This window comes from Xanthobacter sp. BG11Y11_SDJG (genome assembly GCF_057364445.1).
Window position 1 is genome coordinate 1 of the sequence record NZ_JBNFNU010000051.1, and the last position, 16,541, is coordinate 16,541.

Below are 16,541 nucleotides of genomic sequence, written 5' to 3' on the forward strand. Positions count from 1 at the left end.
CGCCGGCCGGCGCTGCGGCGGTCGCCGCTGGGCTGGTTCCAGGCCATCGGCAAGACGGTGTCGGCCGTTGATGACGCGCCCGGCCTCGTGGTGCTGCGCACCGTGGCCATGCTCGCCAACGAGGCGGCGGAGGCGGCGCTCATGGGAGTGGCCTCGCCCGCTGACATCGACCGGGCCATGACGTTCGGCGTGAACTATCCGCGCGGCCCGCTCGCCTGGGCCGACCAGGTGGGCCCCGCCCGCATCCTCGCCGCATTGGAGGCGCTGCAGGCGGCCTATGGCGACGACCGCTACCGGGCCTCCCAGTTCCTGCGCCGGCGCGTCGCCGCCGGCCGCACGCTCCATGCCGAACTGGACGCCGGGGCGTCCGCACACTGATCTCGGCCTCTAGGCCGTCGAGGAGGGGCCGCCTGCGGCCTGATGCCATGACCGAAGCCTTCATCTGCGATGCCATCCGCACACCCGTCGGGCGCTACGGCGGCGCCCTGTCCCCGGTGCGGGCCGACGACCTCGCCGCAGTGCCGATCACGGCCCTGATGGCCCGCAACCCGTCGGTGGACTGGGGCGCCATCGACGACGTGATCCTCGGTTGCGCCAACCAGGCCGGCGAGGACAACCGCAATGTCGCCCGCATGGCGGCGCTGCTGGCAAAGCTGCCCGTGGAGGTGCCGGGCTCGACGATCAACCGCCTCTGCGGCTCGGGCATGGACGCCATCGGCACCGCCGCCCGCGCCATCAAAGCCGGCGAGACCGGGCTGATGATCGCCGGCGGGGTGGAGAGCATGAGCCGCGCGCCCTTCGTCATGGGCAAGGCGGACAGCGCCTTCTCCCGCGCCGCGAAGATCGAGGACACGACCATCGGCTGGCGCTTCGTGAACGCCGTCATGAAGGCGATGCACGGTGTCGATTCCATGCCGGAGACCGCGGAGAACGTGGCGCAGGACTTCCAGGTCTCGCGCGCCGACCAGGACGCCTTCGCCCTGCGCAGCCAGCAGCGGGCCGGCCGGGCCCAGGCCTCCGGTCGCTTCGCCCGCGAGATCGTGCCGGTCTCCATCCCGCAGAAGAAGGGCGATCCCAAGCTCATCGATACCGATGAGCACCCCCGCCCCGAGACCACGCTGGAGCAGCTGGCGAAGCTGAAGGGCGTGGTGCGGCCTGACGGCACGGTGACCGCGGGCAATGCCTCCGGCGTCAATGACGGCGCCTGCGCCGTGATCCTCGCCTCGGAGGCCGCCGCTCGCGCCCACGGCCTCACGCCCCGGGCCCGGATCGTCGGCATGGCCACCGCCGGCGTGCCACCGCGCATCATGGGCATGGGGCCCGCGCCGGCGACCCGCAAGGTGCTGGCCCTGACCGGCCTCGGCCTCGCCGACATGGACGTGATCGAGCTCAACGAGGCGTTTGCCTCGCAGGGGCTCGCGGTGCTGCGCGACCTCGGCCTGCCGGACGACGCCGACCATGTGAACCCCAATGGCGGGGCCATCGCCCTCGGCCATCCCCTCGGCATGTCCGGCGCCCGCCTCGTCACCACCGCGCTCCACCAGCTCGAGGAGACCGGTGGCCGCTACGCCCTCGCCACCATGTGCATCGGCGTCGGTCAGGGCATCGCAACAATCATCGAACGCGTGTGAGCCGGCCGGCAAGCTCCCCGCCCCCGTTCGCAACCATCGGATGACCAGCTGCCGCAACGCGCTGCTGCCGAGCCATCTACAAAGGAGGAAACCCGATGACCAAGCCGCTGCTCGTGTCCATTGAGGGTGGTGTCGCCACCCTCACGCTAAACCGCCCCGCTTCCGGCAACGCCCTCGACATGCCGCTCGCGCGGGAGTTGCTTGAAGCGGCGATCCGCTGCGACCAGGACGAGACCATCCGCTGCGTCGTGCTCACCGGCGCGGGGCGCCTGTTCTGCGCTGGCGGCGACATCGATGCCTTCATCGGCTCGGGCGATTCCATCTCCGCCTTCTTCAGTGAGGTCGCCGGCGTCCTCCACATGTCGGTCACCCGCTTCATGCGGATGCCGAAGCCCCTGCTCGTCGTGGTCAACGGCCCGGCGGCTGGTGCCGGCCTCAGCTTGGCCTCCGCCGGCGATATCGTCATCGCCGCGAAGTCCGCGCATTTCTCTGCCGGCTATGTGAACATTGGCTTGAGCCCGGACGTCGGCACGTCCTGGCATTTGCCCCGCCTCATCGGCGTGCGTCGCGCCCAGGAGATGCTGCTCACCAACCGTCGGGTGCCGGCAGCGGAAGCGGAGGCGATCGGGCTCATCACCGCGCGGTGGAGGACGCCGAGCTCGATGCCGAGCGCGAGCGTTATGTGCGAACGCTGGTCGAGGCGCCCACAGGCGCGATCGGCCTTACCCGCGGGCTGCTGGTGGAAAGCTTCAATTCTCCCCTTGAACAGCAGTTGGAGCGGGAAGCGCGGTCGGTGGTGACGGCCTCCAAGTCGGGGGAATGCCGCGAGGGCATCCGGGCCTTCCTCGACAAGCGGAAGCCCGACTTCGCGCGCGCGCGGACCAGCTGAGGCATTGGCATCGGAGGCATCGTGATGTCGTTGCGAACGCGTTTTACGGAGCTGACCGGGATCCGTCATCCTGTCATGCAAGGCGGAATGATGTGGGTCGGTCGCGCAGAAATGGCCAGCGCAGTCTCCAATGCCGGCGGTCTGGGCGTCCTGACCGCTCTGACCCAGCCGACACCGGACGACCTCCGCAGGGAGATCGACCGCTGCCGGACTATGACCGATGCGCCGTTCGGCGTGAACCTGACCATCCTGCCGTCGGTGAACCCGCCTCCCTATCGGGACTACCGCAGGGCCATCATCGACAGTGGGGTGAGGATCGTAGAGACCGCTGGTCACAAGCCGCAGGAGCACGTGGAGGAGTTCAAGGCGCACGGCATCACCGTTATTCACAAATGCACTGCGGTCCGCCACGCCGTGGCCGCGCAGCGGATGGGGGTGGACGCCATCTCCATTGACGGCTTCGAATGCGCCGGCCACCCGGGCGAGGAGGACGTCCCCGGCCTCGTCCTCATTCCCGCTGCCGTCGACGCGGTATCCATCCCGGTCATCGCGAGCGGCGGGTTCGGCGACGGGCGGGGCCTTGCGGCAGCGCTCGCGCTCGGCGCGACGGCATCAACATGGGCACCCGCTTCTGTGCGACGGTCGAGGCGCCGATCCATCAGAACGTGAAGGACTTCCTCGTCGCGAACGACGAGCGGGCGACCAACCTCATTTTCCGCAGGTTCAAGAACACCGGGCGCGTGGCGCGCAACAGTGTCTCGGAGCGGGTGGTCGAGATGTCCCAGGTGCCGGACACTGTGTTCGAAGACATCCGGCCGCTGGTTTCCGGCGCGCGGGGCCGGGAGGCGCTGGAGACCGGAAACCTCGATGCTGGGCTGATCTGGGCCGGACAGGTCCAGGGCCTCATTCGCGACGTCCCCACCTGCCGCGATCTCGTGGAGCGGATCGTCGCCGACGCGGAGAGCGCGATCACCGCGCGCATGGCGCGGATGGTCACAGCGAACGGCTGAGGCGGGGCCGATACCGGGGCGGGCCCGACGCTCAGCCGGGCTCTCCACCTGTGGCGCCGGGGTGCAGAACCTGCGTGCTAGCGAGGGGGAAACGCAGTCCGTCGAAGAACAGTCGCAGAAACATAGCGCCGATCTCCTCATAGGAGGGCTTCTTCGAGGCCGCGCGCCAGTGGGGCAACCAGTTGAACGCACCAAACAGGGCCGCCGATGCGTAGCTCGGCTCACATGATGCGATGGTACCGTCCGCGATCCCTTCCTCCACCAGATCTCGCAGCACCCGGTCGAGGCGGCGGCGGATCTCACGAAGGGCGGCAAAGCTCTCGCTGCCAACTGTGTTTTCGCGCGTCAGGACAAGGCATGCTCCGTAGTCGTGGGTTAGCGCCCGCGCATAGGCCAACATGAGGAGGCGAATGCGTTCGAGTGGCGGGACGGCATGGTTGGCGCAGATGGCCAATGTCGGCAACAGCGTTTCATAGGCCATCGTGTTGCACTGGGCCAGGATGTCATCCTTGTTCTTGATGTAATAATAAAGGGTTCTCTTCGATACATTGAGCTCTGCCGCGATGTCTTCCAGCTTGGTCTGGTCATAGCCACGCTCATTGAACAGGCGGGCCCCCGTCAGCAGGACCGACATGCGCTTGGCGCGCCGGGAGTCTTCGCGCCTGTCTTCGGTGAGCGCGCCCCCGGCTTCGCGACGCCTTTCAGCACCGCGATGTCCCTTCCAATCGACCATCCCGTCGATTCCCTCATCTGTGTCCAACAACGAGGCCGAAAACTACCCGATTTCACGCGATTGACAATGTAACCCACCAGTGGGATACATTTATGCAATGGGCTGCAACCACTGGCGGTCGGGGCACCTTGGCCCGCCAATGCGAAGACAGCCGAAACGGGAGGCGTCCGCGAGACGCGGCTGCTCCAGGCCGGGCCCGCGCTTCGTCGCGTCAGCTGCGGCAGGGACATGTCCCGCCTTTCTCGTCGTCGAAGGGAGAAGCACTGCAAGATGGACAAGGTCGTCGTTGCCGGGGTCGGGATGACCCGTTTCGTCAAGCCCACCGAGAGTCCGGCCTATACGGACATGGCCGTGGAAGCGATCTCCGCCGCCCTCGCGCAAGCGGGGCTCGGTCTCGACGCGGTGCGCGAGGCCTATGCCGGCTACGTCTACGGTGATTCCACCAGCGGACAGCGTGCCCTCTACGGCGTCGGCATGGCCGGCATCCCCGTGGTCAACGTGAACAACAATTGCGCCACCGGCTCCACCGCCCTCTGGCTCGCCCGCAACGCCGTGGCGTCCGGCCGCGTGGACTGCGCCCTTGCCTTCGGGTTCGAGCAGATGCGGCCGGGCGCGCTGGTGGAGCACTGGACCGACCGGCCCGGTGCGCTGGAGCTCTTCAACCGCCTCACCGACGAGATCGGCTATGACGGCGACGTGCCCATGGCGCCGAAGATGTTCGGCGGCGCCGGGATCGAGCACCAGCGCCGGTACGGCACCCGGAACGAAACCTTCGCCATGGTCCGCGCCAAGGCCAGCCGCCATGCCGTCGCCAACGACCGGGCCATCTTCCGCAAGGAGGTGAGCGTCGAGGAGGTGCTGGCGTCTCCGCCGGTCACGAGCCTGCTGACCCGCCTGCAGTGCTGCCCGCCCACCTGCGGCGCGGCAGCGGCAATCCTGGTCTCGCCGGAGTTCGCGCGGCGCCACGGCATCGACGACCGGGTCGCCATTGTCGCCCAGGCGATGACCACCGATCGCCCCTCCACCTTCGCCGACCGCGACATGATGAAGGTGGTCGGCTACGACATGACGGCGGAGGCCGCAGCGGCCGTCTACGCGGAGGCCGGGATCGGGCCGGACGATGTGGACGTCGCCGAGCTGCATGATTGCTTCACGGCCAACGAGCTGATCAGCTACGAGGGGCTCGGCTTCTGCCCGCCCGGCGGGGCTGAGAAGTTCATCGTCGACGGCGATAACACCTACGGCGGCAAGGTGGTGACCAACCCGTCCGGCGGGCTCCTGTCCAAGGGACATCCGCTCGGAGCCACCGGCCTCGCCCAGTGCTTCGAACTGACCGGACAACTGCGGGGGACCATGGGCCCGCGGCAGGTGGAGGGGGCCCGCGTGGCCCTCCAGCACAATATCGGCGTCGGCGGAGCCTGCGTCGTCACCCTCTACGCCGCCGGCTGAGCCCCCTGATGATCGATCGCGCCTTGATCGGGCTCCAGATGGAGCCCTTCACGGTGGTGGCCGAACCGGGACGTCTGCGCTTCTTCGTGCGGACCATCGGCGAGACCGACCCCGTCTACACCGACGATGCCGCGGCACGGGCGGCGGGACATCCCGCCTTGCCCCTGCCGCCCACCTTCCTCTTCTCCATGGAGCTGGACGGACCGCAGCCCTTCGCCTTCTTCGAGCGGCTCGGGCTCGACTTCGCCTGGCTGCTGCACGGCGAGCAGGGCTTCTCCTACCATCGCGTGGCCCATGCGGGGGAGCCGCTGACTTTCCGCGCCCGCGTCGCCGACATCTTCGAGAAGAAGGGCGGCGCGCTGACCTTCGTGGTGCGGAAACAGCGGTGACGGACGCCAGGGGCGCGCCTGTCGCCGATCTCGACACGGTACTGATCGTGCCCGCCGGCGGACGGTTGCGCCATGAGCCCGCTCCGCGACCTCCATCCCGGCGACGCGCTCGCGCCGCTTGAGCTGGCGCCGGTCACCCGCACCCAGCTCGCCCTCTTCGCCGGTGCATCGGGCGATCACAACCCGATCCACCTCGACATCGACTTCGCCCGTGCGGCGGGCCATCCCGACGTGTTCGCCCAGGGCATGCTGGTGATGGCGCAGCTGGGCCGGCTTCTGACCGCAAGCGTCCCTACGGGAGCCCTGCGATCGTTCTCCACCCGGTTCGTGGCCGTCACCCGCGTTCACGACCAGCTCACCTGCCGCGCCGTCGTCGCTGGGATCGAGGAGGTAGATGGCGAACGCCGTGCACGCCTCGACCTTTCCGTCACCGACCAGAACGGCGAGGTGAAGCTCGCCGGCTGCGCCATCCTCGCTCTCCCCTACATCTGAAGGTCACGCAAGATATGACCAAGCTTTCAGGCAAGGCCGCCTACGTCACAGGGTCCGGCCGTGGCATCGGCCGCGCCACCGCCCTCAAGCTCGCTCGCGAGGGCGCGCGGGTCGTGGTCAACGACCTCGACGCCGCGCCGGCCGCGGCGGTGGTGGAGGAGATCCGCGCCCTCGGGGGCGAGGCCGTGGCGGTGGTCGGCTCGGTCACAGAGGAGGGGTTCGCCGAGCGGTTCATCCAGACCGGGCTCGACGCCTTCGGCGACATCGACATCCTGGTCAACAACGCCGGCTACACCTGGGACGCGCTCATTGGGAGGATGACCGATCCCCAGTTCGATGCCATGATCGACGTCCATCTCAAGGCGCCGTTCCGCATCCTGCGCGCCGCCGCCGAGCCCATCCGCGCTCGCGCGGCGCAAGAGGCGGCGGAGGGGCGCACGGTCTACCGCAAGGTGGTCAACGTCTCTTCGGTGGCGGGGACGGGCGGTAATATCGGCCAGGCCAACTATTCGTCGGCGAAGTCCGGCGTGATCGGTCTCACCAAGGCGCTCTCCAAGGAATGGGGGCGGTTCAACGTCAACGTGAATTGCGTCGCCTTCGGCTTTATCGAGACGCGCCTCACTGAAACGAGCGACACCAAGAAGACCATCTCCGTGGAGGGACACGACGTGGCCGTCGGCGTCCCCGCCAACGTCGCCCAGGCCTTCAAGGGCATGATTCCGCTCGGCCACGCCGGCACGCCCGAGGATGCCGCCGACGGCATCTATCTCTTCTGCATTCCGGAATCCAACTACGTCAGCGGTCAGGTGGTGATCGTCGGCGGCGGCATGTCGTTCTGAGGGAGAAGAGCATGCGCAACCGGCCCATCTGGTGGAACGAGGAGCTCTCCATCCTCGAGGAGAGCGTGACCCGCTTCTTCGAAGCCGAATACCTGCCCCACGAGGCAGAATGGGAGAAGGCACGGGCGGTGCCCCGCGACTTCTGGCGCAAGGCAGGCGAGGCCGGGATCCTTGGCGTCTCCCTGCCGGAGGCCTATGGCGGGAGCGGCGGGGGCATCGAGCATGACGCGGTGGTGTTCGACGTGCTCGGCCGGCTCGGGATCACCGGCTTCGGCCTTCATGTGCACCTGATCGCAGCGCACTACGTGCTCGCCTATGGCAGCGAGGACCAGAAGGCGCGCTGGCTGCCGAAGCTGGCCAGCGGAGACTACATCGGCGCGATCGGCATGACGGAGCCGGGCACCGGCTCCGACCTGAAGGCGATACGCACCCGCGCGGTGCGCGACGGCGACCACTACCGGCTCACCGGCTCCAAGATCTTCATCTCCAACGGCATCAACGCCGACTTCGTGATGATGGTGACCAACACCGGCGGCACGGGGGCGAAGGGCGTCTCGCTGATCGGCGCAGAGACGTCCGATCTCGCGGGGTTCCGGCGCGGGCGCAACCTGGAGAAGGTCGGGCAGAAGGCCCAGGATACGGCCGAGCTGTTCTTCGATGACGCCCGCATTCCGGTTGCCAACCTCATCGGAGCCGAAGAGGGGCAGGGCTTCGCGCAGCTGATGGAGCAGCTTCCCTATGAGCGGCTGATGATCGCCCTCGGCGCCATTGGCTTCATCGACCGCGCAGTGGACCTGGCCCGTGCCTACGCCAAGGAACGCACCGCTTTCGGTAAACCGATCATCAGCTTCCAGAACACCGCCTTCCGCCTCGCGGAGGTGGCGACGGAGGCGCGGATCGGCCGGGTTTTCGTCGAGGATTGCGTGGCAAGGTTCGCCGTAGGACAGCTCGACGTGCCGACCGTCGCGATGGCGAAATGGTGGGCCACCGAGAAGCAATGCGAGATCGTCGATGCCTGCCTGCAGATATTCGGTGGCTACGGCTACATGCTCGAATATCCGATCGCCCGCCTGTGGGCGGACAGCCGGGTCCAGAAGATCTACGGCGGCACCAATGAGATCATGAAGGAATTGATCTCCCGTAGCCTCTAGCCTCTGTTCTCGTTTTCAAACTTCAGTGTCCCACAATCTGCAGCAAGCAGAGGGCTGACCCATCAGGAGGAACCCATGTCCGAGGAGAACACCCTGGCTGCAATGGCTGCCGCCGCTCGCGGCAACACCATCGCCGACGCCTTCCGCCGCACCGCCCGCCGGAGCCCCGGCCGGATCGCCCTCAGCTTCGCCGACCGGGACTGGACCTTCGCCGAGCTCGACGCCGCGGTGGATCGCCTGGCGGGTCGCCTGATAGCCGCCGGTCTGCGCCGCGGCGACCGAGTCGGGGCCTACGGCCGGAACTCGGACGCCTATATGTTGCTATGGCTCGCCTGCGCGCGCGCCGGCCTCGTCCACGTCCCGATCAACTACGCGCTGGTCGACCGCGAGCTGCGCTACATCGTGGAGCAGTCGGGGGCCAGCGCGCTGATCGTCGATCCGGGGCTCGATGCCAAGGTGGGGGAGGCCTTGGCCGGGGCACCCCCCTTCACCCTGCTCGGAACCTTTGCCGGCGGGACCGGGTTTGATGTCCTCACGCTGGCCACGCAGCAGAGCGAGATCTTGCCCGTGGATGGTCCGAGCTCCGCCGACGAGGTGGCCCAGCTGCTCTACACCTCGGGCACGACCGCTTCGCCGAAGGGCGCCATGCTGACCCACGCCGGCCTCATGGCGGAGTATGTGAGTTCCATAGTCGAGCTCGACTTCTCCCGCGACGATCGCGCGCTGGCCGCACTGCCGCTCTACCATTCCGCCCAGATGCACGCCTTCACCATGCCGCAGCTCCTATTCGGTGCGATGACGGTCCTGATTGAAGCTCCGGCGCCAGAGCTCTGCCTCCAGCTGATCGAGGAGCGCGGGATCACCTCCTTCTTCGCGCCGCCCACCGTCTGGATCTCGCTGCTGCGCTCCCCGGACTTCGGCGAGCGGGACCTTTCCTCGCTCAGGAACGTCTATTATGGCGCCTCGATCATGCCGGTTCCGGTGCTGCAGGAGTTGCGCGCCCGCCTGCCGGGCATGCGGTCCTACAACTGCTACGGCCAGAGCGAGATCGGCCCCCTCGCCTCGGTGCTGAGGCCCGAGGACAGCGAAGGGCGGCCCGCCTCAATCGGACAGCCTGTGTTCAATGTGGCGACCCGCATCGTGGATGCCCAGATGCGCGATGTGCCGCCCGGCGTCCAGGGCGAGATCGTCCATCGCTCGCCTCAGCTGATGGTTGGCTACTGGGACAAGCCGGAGGAGACCCGAGAGGCCTTTGCCGGCGGCTGGTTTCACTCCGGAGACGTCGGCGTTTACGACGAGGAGGGCTTCATCACCATCGTCGACCGTATCAAGGATGTCATCAAGACCGGCGGTACGATGGTGGCCAGTCGTGAGGTGGAAGAGGCACTGTTCACGCACCCGGCCGTTTTTGAGGTCGCGGTGATCGGGTTGCCCGATCCCAAATGGATCGAAGCCGTTACCGCTGTGGTCGTACTTCGCGACGGCGAGCAAATTGACGAGGCAGAACTTCTGAGACATGTCCGCACGTTACTCGCGCCATTCAAGCTCCCGAAAAGAATCATTTTCAGATCTGACTTGCCAAGAAATACAGCCGGTAAACTCTTGAAAAGAGAATTGAGAGATACATACAACGGATGGTAGCGCGTATATTTATAGTATATTTATATTTGGCGATTTTTAGCTACGGACCGTACTAGGGCGACCTCTGAGTTATCAGCATGGAGGCTATGTTGAGTGTTGGCTTAGATAGCTTGGAGGCCATTCAGCTCTGTGAGCGCGAGGGGATGGATTACGACGTGGTGGTGGTCGGGGCCGGGCCTGCTGGGCTTGCGACCGCCATCCGTCTGAAGCAGCAGGCGGCCGAGCGGGGGTCCGAGGTCTCCGTCGTGGTGGTGGAGAAGGGCTCCGAGGTGGGCGCCCACATCCTCTCCGGCGCGGTGATCGACCCGGTGGGGCTCGATGCCCTCGTCCCCGGCTGGCGCGAGGAGGCGGATGCGCCGCTCTCGGTCGAGGTCACGGACGACCATTTCTGGCTGCTCGGCCCGGCCGGCGGGGTGAAGCTGCCCAATTTCGCCATGCCGCCGCTGATGAACAACCACGGCAATTATGTCGGCTCGCTCGGCAACGTCTGCCGCTTCCTCGCCCAGAAGGCCGAGGCGCTCGGCGTCGAGATCTATCCCGGCTTCGCCGCCGACGAGATCCTGTATGACGACAAGGGCGCTGTGACCGGCATCGCCACCGGCGACATGGGCGTCGACAGGCAAGGCGAGATGAAGGCCGAGTTCACCCGCGGCATGGAGCTGCGCGGCCGCTACACCGTGTTCGCCGAGGGCGCGCGCGGTCACCTCACCAAGCAGATCATCGCCAAATACGGACTGGGCGAGGGCCGCGACGTGCCGAAATTCGGCATCGGGCTCAAGGAATTGTGGAAGGTGAAGCCGGAGAAGCACAAGCCCGGCCTCGTCCAGCACGCCTTCGGCTGGCCTCTGGATTCCAAGACCGGCGGCGGCGCCTTCCTCTACCATATCGACGACGAGCAGGTGGTGGTGGGCTTCGTGGTCCACCTCAACTACCAGAACCCCTGGCTCTCTCCGTTCGACGAGTTCCAGCGGTTCAAGACCCACCCGATCTTCCGCGACACCTTCGAGGGCGGCAAGCGCATCGCCTATGGCGCGCGCGCCATCACCGAGGGCGGCTACCAGAGCGTGCCGAAGCTGTCGTTCCCCGGCGGCGTGCTGGTGGGCTGCGCAGCCGGCTTCGTGAACGTGCCGCGCATCAAGGGCAGCCACAATGCGGTGCTCTCGGGCATGCTGGCCGCCGACCATCTGCTCGACGCGCTGGCGGCGGAGCGCAGCCACGACGAGCTTTCCAGCTACGAGGCGGCGTGGCGGGCCTCGGCCATCGGCGCGGACCTGAGGAAGGTCCGCAACATGAAGCCCCTGTGGTCGCGGTTCGGCACCTTCCTCGGCATCCCGCTGGGCGCGCTGGACATGTGGACCAACACGTTCGGCTTCTCGCTGTTCGGCACGCTGAAGCACGGCAAGACCGACGCGGCGTCCCTCAAGCCGGCCAAGGAGTGCAAGAAGATCGCCTATCCGCGGCCGGACGGGGTGCTGACCTTCGACAAGCTCTCCTCGGTGTTCCTGTCGAGCACCAACCACGAGGAGAACCAGCAGGTGCATCTGGTGGTGAAGGACATGGCCCTGCAGAAGGCCTCCGAGCACGACATCTATGCCGGCCCGTCCAACCGCTACTGCCCGGCGGGCGTCTATGAGTGGATCGAGGAGGGGGCGGACGCGCCGCGCTTCCAGATCAACGCGCAGAACTGCGTCCACTGCAAGACCTGCGACATCAAGGACCCGAACCAGAACATCACCTGGACGGCGCCCGAGGGCGGCGGCGGGCCGAACTATCCAAATATGTGAGGGGCGCATCAAAACGATGAAGCGGCAAACAGAATTGCGCTTCGAATTACGACATCTCCGGACTTTCGCCGTTGCCGCCGACCTTGGTAGCTTTCGGAAAGCGGCGGATGGTCTTCAGATTCAAGAATCAGCTGTCAGTCGCCGCATCCGCGACCTGGAAGATCAGATCGGTGCATCCCTGTTCATTCGGCATTCGGGCGGGGTTACTCTTACGTTGGCTGGGCAGCGCTTCCTCGCCCGAGCGCGATCGGCATTGAGCCAGTTGGACGAAGGCGCAAGGGAGGTGGGAGCCATCGGCCGCTCGGAGACGGGTCATCTGAGAGTGGGACTATTCTCCTCCATCGCCTCAGGCTTCGTCTCGCGGCTGTTCGCTGCCTACGACGACAAGTATCCGAATGTTGAGGTCTCGTTCCACGAGGGCTCGGCGGCACATCACCTGCTGTCGATCAACAAATCACAGCTGGACGTGGCTTTCACAATCGGGAATCGGCTACCACACCCATATGACGCTCACGAGCTTTGGCACGAGCGTGTATTCGCGGCGATCTGGAATGCGCATCCATTGAGCGCCAAGAATGAGCTGAGCTGGAAAGACCTCGCGCACGAAGCTTTTCTAGTACGTCCAGGTGGCCCAGGCGATGAAGTCCGCGAGTATCTCAGCCTCCGGCTGAGCGAAATTGGGCGCCGGCCTCGGTTCCTGATACAGAGCATCGGGCGCTATCGCCTCTTGGGTCTCGTCGCTTCACGCTCTGGCGTCGCACCCATGCTGGCGTCGGAGACGGCTATTTCTATCCCGGGTGTCACCTACCGGCCCATCGCCGGAGAAATCTTGCCCTTCTTTGCCATCGCCTCTCCAAAGAACGGCAACCCAGCCGCCCGGACTTTGCTCAGCTTGGCTCGGACGATGAGCAGCTCGGAGAGCTCGTCCTCATAGCGGTCGGCTTTCCTCCCCGTCCCTGGTCCGTCGCGCCTTCGCGAATCCCCGATCCGTCGCGATGAACCGCTCCAGCATGGGCGCGATCAGCCTGACCGGATCGGTGATCGGGTTCCCCGTCTCTCCGCCCAGCACCTGCGCATACGCGACAAGATCGCGGTGGAGCTTCGCAGGCAGCTCCACGGTCACCTTCACCGGCTTCTCGTCGAGGATCTCGGTGAGCTTCAGCTTCGGCATGTCAGCCTCCATAGGGTTCGAGAACGAGGTCGCGCGTGACGATGACCCGCACCGGGTATCCCGGCCGGATGGTCAGTGTCGGCGCGATGTTGAGCTGGCGCTGGACGATCTGTCGGCCGGTCTGGCTGATGCTGTCGGATGCGCCTTCCCTCAGGGCGCTCGCAAGGTCGCTGTCGCTGCCGGACGTGCCTGCGCTCGCCCCGACGCTCAGGATGGTGGAGAGCACAGCGGCCTTGAACAGCTCGCCCCAGTGATAGTCGACACCATCTTCGAGACCGGCATAGCCTTCGGCGTCGGCTCCAGGCTGGCGCTCCAGCACGATGGAGCGGCCATTGGGGAAGATCAGCCGGTTCCAGAGAAGGAGCACCCGGCGCTGACCGAAGCCGACGCCGTTGTCATATTGGCCGACGATGCGGGTGCCCTGCGGAATCAGGAGGATCCGGCCGGTCGGGCTGTCATGGATATTCTCGGTGACCTGGGCGGTGATCTGACCCGGTAGGTCGGATCGGATACCGGTGATCAGTGCCGCTGGGATGACGGCGCCGGCCTGCAGGATGTTGGCCGAGGCCGGAGCGGCCACGCGATCGGGCGACATAGTGCGTCGGTCCACCGCCTGGTTGAGGAAGGCCGTCTGCCGCTCCTGGGCCGTCGGTGTCGCTGCCGGCGGGGCAAGACCAAGGGAGGTCAGATCCGGGACAGGTGCCGCCGTCATTGCCGACGCCGCGCTTACCTGTTGTGCCGCGACGGTGCTGGCCGGCCGCGTGTTGGTCTGGGCGAACAGCCGTCCGGTCCGGGCGGCCTCGCCCTCCTGCTGCTGGCGCTGCTCCTCAGGGCTCAAAGCGGGATTGGGCATGCCTCCCATCGCCGGGATCGGCGGCTGCGCTGCGGTCTGGGCATTGAGGATCGGCCGGCCGAGGTCGCCAGGCAGCGGCGGCCCCAGCTTCGGGATGCCGGTGTAGTCCTTCGGCAGGCCGGCGAGCCCGTCCGGGGTCGCCTTGACGTCGGTGGCGTAGAGTTCCTGGCCGGGTCCGTGGTCTTTCCGCGCCTGAAGGGCGTAGATCAACGCTCCACCGATCCCGAGCCCGGCAACCAGCCCCAGCCCCGCCAGCACCTTGCGGGACAGGCGGGTCACCCGTGGCGGCTCCGGCCGCAGCCGCATGGCCGCCACAGCCTCCCCTGTCAGCGGCCGGGTGCCGGCATCACTGGCCGGTCCCGGCCCTTTCTCCTTCCCGGAATCGATGCCGCTCACAGGACCTGCCTCCCGTCGGTTCGGGAGATGCGCACGCGCTTCTGATCCTTGTCGGCGCCGAAGCGCAACTCGGCCGCGGCAAACAGGCGGTCGACGATCATGTAATTGCCGCGCACGCGATAGTTGACGAGCTCGGGCGTGTCACCCTGCGGGCCGACCACGAACAGCGGCGGCATCTCGCCCTGGGCGATTCCTCGGGGAAACTCGATGAATACCTGCTGGCCATCGTCGAAGGCGCGCAGCGGTCGCCACGGCGCCCGGTCACCTGTCACCTCATAGCGGAAGTTCACTTTGGTGAGGTCGATGCCGGTGGCAACGGGTTGCACGACTGCCGCCTCGGCATTCTGGCGTCTGAGCGCGATGAGCTGGTCCTGCGGGTACTGCCAGGAGACCGAGGCCATGTAGGTCTTCTCGGTGGAGCGCAACTCCATGTGATAGGTGCGCAGATTGGTGTTGATGACGAGGTTCGTGGTGAGGTCCGGCCGCGTGGGCTTCACCAGGATGTGGACTTGCTTCCCGCCCGCTGCCCCGCTCTCGGTATCGCCGATGATCCAGCGCACCGTGTCGCCGGCGGCCACGGGCCCCGCCCCCACCAGTTGCTCGCCGGGCTGTAGGGCAATGTCGGTGACCTGCCCGGGCGCGGCATAGACCTGATAGAGGGCGCCCTCCACGAAGGGATAGACCTGCATGGAATTGATGAAGCCGTTGCGCACCGGCTGGACGCGGGCCGCGGCATTGGCCTGGTTCACCCGAGCTGCAGGGTCGGTCGCTTCCGGTTCTACCTTGCCGTCCTTGCCCACCGGCTTCAGCTGGCCAGGCAGCGGCAAGGGCTTCGGCAGTTCGACGATGCGCACGGGTCCCGGCGGCTCGGCCTTGAAGACGGCAGGTGGCGCATCGTCATACTCGATCTCGGGCGGCTTCTCGAAGGTGGCGCAGCCGGCGAGCGCAGAGGTGCAAATCAGCAGAAGCGGCAAGCCGGATTTACGAAAAGCCTGAGACGAGAGGACCCGGAAAGCCGGCCTCCCGGATATGCGGATGGTCGTCGTCATTGTGCGAGCTCCTTCGACCAGTTGATGGCGTTGACGTAGATCCCGAGCGGATTGGCTCGCAGGCGCTCGGCATCCCGCGGCGCCTGCACGACGACGGTGAGGATGGCGCTCCAGCGGGCGGTGTCGGCGAGGCTGCCGTCCTGGTAGCGGCGCTCGGTCCAGGCGATGCGGAAGGAGTCCGGCGAGGCGCGGATGACGCTCGAGACCTCCACCGCCACCTGCTGCTTGCCGACCCGGGCGAAGGGATCGTTGGCGCGGGCATAGTCGTTGAGGGCGATCGCTCCGGCCTGCGTGGTGTAGGCATAGGCCCTGAGCCAGTTCTGGCGCACGATGATGGGATCGGCGGAGATGCTGCGCACCTCCTCGATAAAGCGGGCGAGGTGGAAGGCGATCTGGGGGTCCGAGGCGCGATAGTCCGCTGCGGCGGGCGCGACAGCCTGCGCCTGCCCGAGCTTGTCCACCTGAACGACCCAGGGGACCACTGAGCCGCTCAGCGCCTGAAAGGCCAGGGCGCCGGCGAGGCCGGCCGCAAGCGTGAGGCAGCCGAAGGCCATGAGGCGCCAGTTCTTCGCCTGGACACGGGCGGAGCCGATGCGGTCGTCCCAGACCTGGGCCGCGCGCTGATACGACGTCTCGGGTTCGGGGGAGCGGCCGTAATGGACCAATGGTCGCTTGAAGGGCGTCATGGGCGATCGCTTTCGGAGAGGGAGATGGAGGAGCCGCCGCCATGGCTGTCGCCGGAGCGCACCGCATGGGTCGCGGTCTGGATGCCGTGGGCGACCTGCTGGGAGCGCCGCATGCGCCGGGCCCATTCGGGGGCATCACCGGAAGAGGCCGGAGCACTCGGCGGGGTGGCAGTGGCTCCGGAGACCGGCGGCGCGGCAGCTGAACCGCGCAAGGGAGAGGTCGCGGCAGTGGCTCCGGCGCGCGCGATGCCGCCGAGACCTCCTGCGACGCCGGACAGCCCAGATTGGCCAGCGGCCCCTGTGCTGTAGGCGGATGCGGCACCTCCGGCGAGGCTCGCCCCAGCACGGGCCGCCGCGGCCGTTCCGGAGAGCGCGGCA

General features: G+C 67.0%; 16 protein-coding genes and 2 pseudogenes. 12 read left to right on the top strand and 6 right to left on the bottom strand.

All coding sequences use genetic code 11. The features are described 5' to 3' along the window. From AC2W7M_RS07125 to AC2W7M_RS07140, 4 genes and pseudogenes are all read left to right on the top strand, one after another. On the top strand, positions 1-378 hold a 378-nt coding region (locus AC2W7M_RS07125), incomplete at its 5' end, for a 3-hydroxyacyl-CoA dehydrogenase family protein (protein ID WP_486131240.1). Positions 379-425: 47 nt separating this feature from the next. Next, entirely contained in the window at positions 426-1,631 is a 1,206-nt protein-coding gene (gene pcaF, locus AC2W7M_RS07130) for a 3-oxoadipyl-CoA thiolase (RefSeq protein ID WP_486131242.1), read from the top strand. A gap of 95 nt (positions 1,632-1,726) precedes the next feature. Continuing rightward, positions 1,727-2,431, top strand: a complete 705-nt coding sequence (locus AC2W7M_RS07135; RefSeq protein ID WP_486131243.1) for an enoyl-CoA hydratase/isomerase family protein — start codon at positions 1,727-1,729, stop codon at positions 2,429-2,431. A 113-nt stretch (positions 2,432-2,544) separates the two neighbouring features. Then, positions 2,545-3,530: pseudogene (locus AC2W7M_RS07140) on the top strand (NAD(P)H-dependent flavin oxidoreductase). Positions 3,531-3,561: 31 nt separating this feature from the next. Here the strand turns inward: AC2W7M_RS07140 and AC2W7M_RS07145 are convergent. Further along, positions 3,562-4,263: a TetR/AcrR family transcriptional regulator gene (locus AC2W7M_RS07145; RefSeq protein WP_486131244.1), complete on the bottom strand. Its 702-nt coding sequence runs from the start codon at positions 4,261-4,263 to the stop codon at positions 3,562-3,564. A gap of 270 nt (positions 4,264-4,533) precedes the next feature. Here AC2W7M_RS07145 and AC2W7M_RS07150 point away from each other — a divergent pair, with 270 nt between their 5' ends. The 8 genes from AC2W7M_RS07150 to AC2W7M_RS07185 all read left to right on the top strand — a co-directional run bounded on the left by AC2W7M_RS07150 (position 4,534) and on the right by AC2W7M_RS07185 (position 12,942). Then, positions 4,534-5,712, top strand: a complete 1,179-nt coding sequence (locus AC2W7M_RS07150) for a lipid-transfer protein (RefSeq protein WP_486131246.1) — start codon at positions 4,534-4,536, stop codon at positions 5,710-5,712. A gap of 8 nt (positions 5,713-5,720) precedes the next feature. Beyond that, positions 5,721-6,101 (top strand): MaoC family dehydratase N-terminal domain-containing protein, encoded by a 381-nt coding sequence (locus AC2W7M_RS07155; protein WP_486131248.1) that lies wholly within the window; start codon positions 5,721-5,723, stop codon positions 6,099-6,101. A 72-nt stretch (positions 6,102-6,173) separates the two neighbouring features. After that, on the top strand, positions 6,174-6,593 hold the full coding sequence (locus AC2W7M_RS07160) for a MaoC/PaaZ C-terminal domain-containing protein (protein ID WP_486131250.1): 420 nt from the start codon (positions 6,174-6,176) through the stop codon (positions 6,591-6,593). Positions 6,594-6,607: 14 nt separating this feature from the next. After that, the gene (locus AC2W7M_RS07165) at positions 6,608-7,432 is read left to right on the top strand and encodes an SDR family NAD(P)-dependent oxidoreductase (RefSeq protein WP_486131252.1); all 825 of its coding nucleotides are present in this window, start codon (positions 6,608-6,610) and stop codon (positions 7,430-7,432) included. Positions 7,433-7,443: 11 nt separating this feature from the next. Next, the gene (locus AC2W7M_RS07170) at positions 7,444-8,583 is read left to right on the top strand and encodes an acyl-CoA dehydrogenase family protein (RefSeq protein WP_486131254.1); all 1,140 of its coding nucleotides are present in this window, start codon (positions 7,444-7,446) and stop codon (positions 8,581-8,583) included. A 75-nt stretch (positions 8,584-8,658) separates the two neighbouring features. Continuing rightward, a complete protein-coding gene (locus AC2W7M_RS07175) occupies positions 8,659-10,224 on the top strand; it encodes a fatty acyl-CoA synthetase (RefSeq protein WP_486131256.1) in 1,566 nt (521 codons plus the stop codon). 143 nt (positions 10,225-10,367) lie between these two features. Next, positions 10,368-12,008: an electron transfer flavoprotein-ubiquinone oxidoreductase gene (locus AC2W7M_RS07180; protein ID WP_486131257.1), complete on the top strand. Its 1,641-nt coding sequence runs from the start codon at positions 10,368-10,370 to the stop codon at positions 12,006-12,008. Between the two features lie 16 nt (positions 12,009-12,024). Then, positions 12,025-12,942, top strand: a complete 918-nt coding sequence (locus AC2W7M_RS07185; RefSeq protein WP_486131259.1) for a LysR family transcriptional regulator — start codon at positions 12,025-12,027, stop codon at positions 12,940-12,942. Here AC2W7M_RS07185 and AC2W7M_RS07190 read toward each other — a convergent pair. The 5 genes and pseudogenes from AC2W7M_RS07190 to AC2W7M_RS07210 form a co-directional block, all read right to left on the bottom strand. Next, a complete protein-coding gene (locus AC2W7M_RS07190; RefSeq protein ID WP_486131260.1) occupies positions 12,937-13,179 on the bottom strand; it encodes a DUF2274 domain-containing protein in 243 nt (80 codons plus the stop codon). The genes AC2W7M_RS07185 and AC2W7M_RS07190 overlap by 6 nt on opposite strands. Before the next feature lies 1 nt (position 13,180). Then, complete coding sequence (locus AC2W7M_RS07195) at positions 13,181-14,428, bottom strand: TraB/TrbI/VirB10 family type IV secretion system protein (protein ID WP_486131262.1); 1,248 nt, start codon at positions 14,426-14,428, stop codon at positions 13,181-13,183. Next, positions 14,425-15,477, bottom strand: coding sequence for a P-type conjugative transfer protein TrbG (gene trbG, locus AC2W7M_RS07200; RefSeq protein WP_486131264.1), 1,053 nt, complete (start codon positions 15,475-15,477; stop codon positions 14,425-14,427). Before trbG ends, AC2W7M_RS07195 begins: the two co-directional genes overlap by 4 nt. Next, positions 15,474-16,163 (bottom strand): conjugal transfer protein TrbF, encoded by a 690-nt coding sequence (gene trbF, locus AC2W7M_RS07205; protein WP_486131266.1) that lies wholly within the window; start codon positions 16,161-16,163, stop codon positions 15,474-15,476. The genes trbG and trbF overlap by 4 nt, the downstream gene beginning before the upstream one ends. Then, positions 16,160-16,541 (bottom strand): annotated as a pseudogene (locus AC2W7M_RS07210) (P-type conjugative transfer protein TrbL); the annotation flags it as partial. The gene trbF and the pseudogene AC2W7M_RS07210, both read right to left, overlap by 4 nt.

Excerpts from the sequence above, each read along its gene's own strand:
- pcaF (WP_486131242.1), top strand. The coding sequence starts at position 426 with ATGACCGAAGCCTTCATCTGCGATGCCATCCGCACACCCGTCGGGCGC.
- AC2W7M_RS07135 (WP_486131243.1), top strand. The coding sequence starts at position 1,727 with ATGACCAAGCCGCTGCTCGTGTCCATTGAGGGTGGTGTCGCCACCCTC.
- AC2W7M_RS07145 (WP_486131244.1), bottom strand. The coding sequence starts at position 4,263 with ATGGTCGATTGGAAGGGACATCGCGGTGCTGAAAGGCGTCGCGAAGCC.
- AC2W7M_RS07150 (WP_486131246.1), top strand. The coding sequence starts at position 4,534 with ATGGACAAGGTCGTCGTTGCCGGGGTCGGGATGACCCGTTTCGTCAAG.
- AC2W7M_RS07155 (WP_486131248.1), top strand. The coding sequence starts at position 5,721 with ATGATCGATCGCGCCTTGATCGGGCTCCAGATGGAGCCCTTCACGGTG.
- AC2W7M_RS07160 (WP_486131250.1), top strand. The coding sequence starts at position 6,174 with ATGAGCCCGCTCCGCGACCTCCATCCCGGCGACGCGCTCGCGCCGCTT.
- AC2W7M_RS07165 (WP_486131252.1), top strand. The coding sequence starts at position 6,608 with ATGACCAAGCTTTCAGGCAAGGCCGCCTACGTCACAGGGTCCGGCCGT.
- AC2W7M_RS07170 (WP_486131254.1), top strand. The coding sequence starts at position 7,444 with ATGCGCAACCGGCCCATCTGGTGGAACGAGGAGCTCTCCATCCTCGAG.
- AC2W7M_RS07175 (WP_486131256.1), top strand. The coding sequence starts at position 8,659 with ATGTCCGAGGAGAACACCCTGGCTGCAATGGCTGCCGCCGCTCGCGGC.
- AC2W7M_RS07180 (WP_486131257.1), top strand. The coding sequence starts at position 10,368 with ATGGATTACGACGTGGTGGTGGTCGGGGCCGGGCCTGCTGGGCTTGCG.
- AC2W7M_RS07185 (WP_486131259.1), top strand. The coding sequence starts at position 12,025 with ATGAAGCGGCAAACAGAATTGCGCTTCGAATTACGACATCTCCGGACT.
- AC2W7M_RS07190 (WP_486131260.1), bottom strand. The coding sequence starts at position 13,179 with ATGCCGAAGCTGAAGCTCACCGAGATCCTCGACGAGAAGCCGGTGAAG.
- trbG (WP_486131264.1), bottom strand. The coding sequence starts at position 15,477 with ATGACGACGACCATCCGCATATCCGGGAGGCCGGCTTTCCGGGTCCTC.
- trbF (WP_486131266.1), bottom strand. The coding sequence starts at position 16,163 with ATGACGCCCTTCAAGCGACCATTGGTCCATTACGGCCGCTCCCCCGAA.